Below are 4,594 nucleotides of genomic sequence, written 5' to 3' on the forward strand. Positions count from 1 at the left end.
GGGTACCACATCGCTGCGCGATGTGCAAGCGAACAACCGCGCCGCGCGCGGTTGTTGCGCTCCCGCTCCGCGGGAGCGCTGGCGGGACGCTGCGCGTCCCACTCAACCTGACTGCTGCGCAGTCAGGTTGCCGCTCCGTCCGCTGCGCTCCCGGAGCAGCAGGACTTGTCCTGGATCCGGCCCTCCGCTGACGCTCCAGGCCGGCCGGGCAGGTCCGCTGCGCTCCCCTGCCCTCAACGGTCCTTCCGGCTGCGCCTCCAGTCCCTTCGGGCCCGCTGGCGCGGGCCTGGCTGGCTACGGGGAGGGGCTGCTCGTTCGTGTCGAGTTTCAGCGTAGTGCATGCCTCCATGTGATGCAGCATGTAGAGTTGGGAGAAACTAGTTACACCATCAAGGCTGTGTGAGCTCGACAGGGTGAGCAGAGTCGATGAGGTGGATCAAGTGACGATCAGGGAAAGATTCCTGATGGGCTTACGCGCAGGGCTCAATATTTCGTCCGAATCCACGGTTACCGGATTCCTGATCCTGGTGTGGAGCAGCACCGGGCCCGGTGGCTGGAGCATGGAATCCCGGCAGCGGAGATTGACCGTGCTGTGGCGTATCAGGAAATCTGGGGCGAGATAGCTCTCCCTCCGTCTCCGCACTACGACGGCGGTCCCAGTTCGCTGAGTGCGGACGTTCCTGAGGGGGTGGAGGCGGAGGGCTGGTGGTTCGGGGCCGGGCTGCAGCGCACCGCGCTTCCCTACGCCTTCATGATCGGTCCTGAGGGGGAGTTCGGTATCCATGCCGGCACTTGGGTGCCTCTGCATGACAGCATCAAGGGATGGGTGGAGTCGGTGGCCCTCGCAGACCATGCCCGCCGGTGCGCCCTCACTATCACCACGGTGACCGGTGAAGCCGTGGAGGCACTGCAACTCGACGGCTTTGAACCGGTCTTGGAGGTTGCCGGACGCGCAGACACCTGGTGGCGAGGAGCTGACTCTCTTGTGGCCGTCTACCGCGGGGAAGCTGAGTGCATGTTGGCACCGCAATGCCGAACGGCAACGGTCTACTCCGGGCTCGATGAATGGGGCCTCAAAGGACTCGGTGCTCAAAAACTCACCCCCCGCTCGATGAGGCATCGGCTGCAACGCGACTCTCGGCAAGAGGAACAGATGACAGTGCAGTTTGGAATTCAGAAAATCGTGCTCAGGGAACACCAGGTGGATGCGACTGCACGTATCCGTAAGTGGGTCGGATTCCCTGCAAGATCATCGGTTCCCGAAGAAGGGGCGCGCGCCACGGTGGTGTCCGCCACGGGGTCCGGAAAGACGATCACGGCCGCGTGGGCTGCGCGGGAGTGCTTCCGCGACGGGCGGATCCTTGTCATGGTCCCCACCCTCGACCTGCTCGTGCAGACCGCCCAGGCGTGGCGGAGGGTCGGCCACCACGGGCCGATGGTCGCGGTGTGCTCGCTGGAGAAGGACGAGGTCCTGGAGCAGTTGGGCGTACGGACCACCACGAACGCAATCCAGTTGGCGCTGTGGGCGGGGAAGGGGCCGGTGGTTGTGTTCGCCACGTACGCCTCCCTGGTGGACCGCGACGACCCGGAGGACCCGCTGGGTCAGGGACGCGTTCGCGGGCCGCTGGAGGCTGCTCTGGCGGGCGGGGAACGGCTGTACGGACAGACAATGGCCCCGTTCGACCTCGCCGTAGTCGACGAAGCCCACTCAACCACCGGTGATCTCGGGCGGCCGTGGGCGGCGATCCACGACAACGCCCGCATCCCCGCCGGCTTCCGGCTCTATCTGACCGCGACCCCGCGCATCCTCGCCTCGCCCCGCCCTCAGCGCGGCGCGGGCGGCCGGGAGCTGGAGATCGCGACGATGGCCAGCGACCCCGACGGGCCGTATGGCGAGTGGCTGTTCGAGCTCGGTCTGTCGGAGGCGATCGAGCGGGGCATCCTCGCCGGGTTCGAGATCGACGTGCTGGAGATCCGCGACCCCTCCCCCGTCCTCGGGCTGTCGGAGGAGGCGCTGCGCGGCCGGCGCCTGGCGCTGCTGCAGACCGCCCTCCTGGAGCACACCGCCGCACGCAACCTCCGCACGGTCATGACGTTCCACCAGCGGGTCGAGGAAGCCGCCGCGTTCGCGGAGAAGATGCCGCAGACGGCAGCCCGGCTGTACGCAGCCGAGGTCTCCGACAGGGACCTGGCCGGCGCGGACGCCCTGCCTAAGTCGTCGATCGACGCGGAGTTCTACGAGCTGGAGGCCGGCCGCCACGTGCCCCCGGACCGGGTGTGGTCGGCGTGGCTGTGCGGCGACCACCTCGTCGCCGAACGCCGCGAAGTCCTGCGCCAGTTCGCCGACGGCCTCGACGCCGACAATAGACGCGTGCACCGGGCCTTCCTCGCCTCCGTGCGGGTCCTGGGCGAGGGCGTCGACATCACCGGCGCGCGCGGTGTCGAGGCGATCTGCTTCGCCGACACCCGCGGCTCCCAGGTCGAGATCGTCCAGAACATCGGCCGCGCCCTGCGCCCGAACCCCGACGGCACCGCCAAGGTCGCGCGGATCATCGTGCCCGTCTTCCTTCAACCCGGCGAAGATCCCACCGACATGGTCGCCAGCGCCTCGTTCCGCCCTCTCACGGCCGTTCTCCAGGGCCTGCGCTCCCACTCGGAACGCCTCGTCGAACAACTCGCCTCCCACGCCCTGACCAGGCAGCCGCGGACCAAGCCGCACCACCTCGTCCGCGACGAGGACGGGCGGATCGTCGGGGCCGGCGGCGAAGGAGACGGTGCCGAGGAGCGGGACGGTGCGCAGGGGGCGGTGGAGTCCGTGCTGCTGAACTTCTCCAGCCCCCGCGACGCGGCGACGATCGCGGCGTTCCTGCGCACGCGGGTCTACCGGCCCGAATCCCTGGTGTGGCTCGAGGGCTACCAGGCCCTGCTGCGCTGGAGGAAGGAGCACCACATCACCGGCCTGTACGCCGTCCCCTACGACACCGAGACCACGGTGGGCGTCACGAAGGACTTCCCCCTGGGGCGCTGGGTCCACCAGCAGCGGCGGACCTACCGCGCCGGTGAACTCGACGACCACCGCCAGGAACTCCTCGACGAGGCCGGCATGGTGTGGGAACCCGGCGAGGAAGCCTGGGAGACCAAACTCGCCGTCCTGCGCTCCTACCACCGCGCCCACGGCCACCTCGCCCCCCGACGCGACGCCGTATGGGGCAACGCCGACAGCGAACTGGCCCCGGTCGGGGAACACATGGCCAACCTCCGCCGCCTCCACGGCCTCGGCAAGAACCCCGAACGCGCCACGGTCCGGGCCGCGCAGCTGGCCGCGATCGACCCCGACTGGAACTGCCCCTGGCCCCTCGACTGGCAGCGCCACTACCGCGTCCTCACCGACCTCACCGCCGACGAACCCGACGGCATCCTCCCGGCCGTCGAGCCCGGAGTGCTCTTCGAAGGCGACGACCTCGGACGATGGCTGCAACGACAGTCCCACGACTGGTTCCAGCTCTCCGAGGAGCAGCAGCGCAGACTCTCAAGCCTGGGAGTGAAGCCCGCCGAACAGCCCGCACCAGCCACCACGGACGGCTCGAAGGCATCCGGGAAAGCATCAGGCTTCCAGCGCGGTCTGGCGGCCCTCGCCCAGTGGGTCCAGCGCGAGGGCGCCCACAAGGCAGTACCGAGAGGGCACGTCGAAGCCGTCGTCATCGACGGCCAGGAACACCAGCACAAGCTCGGCGTATGGATCTCCAACACCAAAACCCGCCGCGACAAACTCACCCACGACCAGCGCACCGCACTCACCGAACTTGGAGTCGACTGGGCTTAGCAGCAGGGTCTGTCGGGTTGCTGAAGCGTGGCGTGTCCTGCGGGGGGTCTGGACCCGCCTCAGCGGTTGGTGTTCTCCTCTCGGATCATCCGTCGGAGGCTGGTGCGTGCTGCCGCCAGGTCTGCTTCCAGGGTGCCCACGCGGGCCTGGAGCCGGTGGTTGTCGTCGGTGGCCTGCTGGAGGCTGTCTTCGAGCCGTTGGTTGTTCCGGGTGAGTTCGTCGACGCGTTCGGTCAGGTGCCCGGTGTCGAGGGCGTCGAGTTGCTGCCCGAGCTGGTGCTGGACGGCCTTCCTCATCCGGTCTCTGTCTTCCCTCAGGGTCCGGATCTCCTGCCTGGCGAGCTCGAGTTCTGTGCGCAGCGTGGCGGTGGTGCTGCGGGTGCGGGCGGGCGAGGGGGTGGTGGGGTGCTGGCGTTGTTGTGCGGCTTCAATGTGCTCGCGGATGCCTTCGGTGTAGGTGAGCCATGTGGAGACGCCGGCGGCGCGGGCGACCGCGGTGTGAGTGATCTTTTCGCCCTGTTGTTCCAGGGTGGTGAGTGCGGTCAGGGCTCGCTGGTGTTTGTCGAGGCTGGCGCGGCGGCGGGCCTGGGCGAGAGTGTGCGGGTTGCCGCGGGGGTTCATGTCGGGTCGGTCCTGGGCACGGTGGTGAGCGGCAGGAGCGTGTGGGTGTTGCCGGCGCGGGCTTTGCGCAGGATGGTGCTGGCTTCCTCGATCTCCTGGCGTTGTGCGTAGGAGTGGCGGAAGGCGTAGGCGTAGATGAGGGAGCGGTCGA

General features: G+C 68.5%; 2 protein-coding genes. One reads left to right on the plus strand and one right to left on the minus strand.

Going from position 1 to position 4,594, the window contains the following annotated elements:
• Nucleotides 1-1,153 precede the first annotated feature (1,153 nt).
• Nucleotides 1,154-3,823 (plus strand): Helicase associated domain protein, encoded by a 2,670-nt coding sequence (locus tag ACFRFC_RS37905; RefSeq protein WP_382680175.1) that lies wholly within the window; start codon nucleotides 1,154-1,156, stop codon nucleotides 3,821-3,823.
• A gap of 59 nt (nucleotides 3,824-3,882) precedes the next feature.
• On the opposite strand, the gene ACFRFC_RS37910 is transcribed toward ACFRFC_RS37905, so the two are convergent.
• Nucleotides 3,883-4,443 carry a DUF6262 family protein gene (locus ACFRFC_RS37910; RefSeq protein WP_382680141.1) on the minus strand — a complete coding sequence of 187 codons (561 nt, stop codon included), beginning with the start codon at nucleotides 4,441-4,443 and terminating at the stop codon, nucleotides 3,883-3,885.
• Nucleotides 4,444-4,594: the final 151 nt, after the last annotated feature.

The sequence above is a fragment of the Streptomyces sp. NPDC056734 genome (assembly GCF_042790455.1).
In the GTDB taxonomy this organism is placed as follows: Bacteria; Actinomycetota; Actinomycetes; order Streptomycetales; family Streptomycetaceae; genus Streptomyces.